At 35.0% G+C, this 585-nt stretch carries 1 protein-coding gene and 1 pseudogene; both read right to left on the bottom strand.

The genetic code is table 11. The features are described from left to right. A partial coding sequence (locus BZJ17_RS05875) for a glycosyltransferase (protein WP_131826799.1) occupies nt 1-153 on the bottom strand: 153 nt, incomplete at its 3' end. Nucleotide 154: 1 nt separating this feature from the next. Next, nucleotides 155-585 (bottom strand): annotated as a pseudogene (locus BZJ17_RS17400) (glycosyltransferase family 2 protein); the annotation flags it as partial.

Genomic DNA, 585 nt, shown 5'->3' with positions numbered 1-585 from the left:
TGTATTATCAGTGGAACCATCATCCACAATGATAATACGAGCTACTAAATCAGTATACCGATGACAATTTTGGATAGATTTAATTTGCTCAAGAATATATTTCTCACCGTTATATGTAGCAAGAACTATATCTATATTTTCATCAGAAATCATATTATGAGGACATTATATTTTCGAAATTGTGTAATGTCGAATTCTTAGGTTTCGTCGATTTTTTAGTAAAGCAAAACCTTAGCGCACTAGACATATGCCAGATAAAATAACGACTTATAAATTTTCTACTCGCTCGCTGTCTCCAGTGAATTGCTTTGATATCTTCTGAAAATTGAATAACGTGGCCAGCCTTGTATGCTCGATAGCAGAAGTCAATATCTTCGCAATACATGTAATATCTTTCGTCAAGCCCTTCTAAACTTTTATAAACACTAGACTTAACTGCAAGCAAAGCGCCACTGGCCCAAACCGGAGTGTTTAGTTCGGATAAGTCGGATTTTTTAATGACAGTCTTCCTGTTATTAAAAAGGTACGCCGATATGAACGAGTTTAACCTTGGAAATTTTCTGATGTTATCATCTTCAACAGCAG

The organism is Salinivibrio sp. IB574 (genome assembly GCF_001996205.1).
Taxonomy (GTDB): domain Bacteria; phylum Pseudomonadota; class Gammaproteobacteria; order Enterobacterales; family Vibrionaceae; genus Salinivibrio; species Salinivibrio proteolyticus.
The sequence above is the reverse complement of the archived record's forward strand: the minus strand, read 5'-3'. Positions and strand labels throughout refer to the sequence as shown.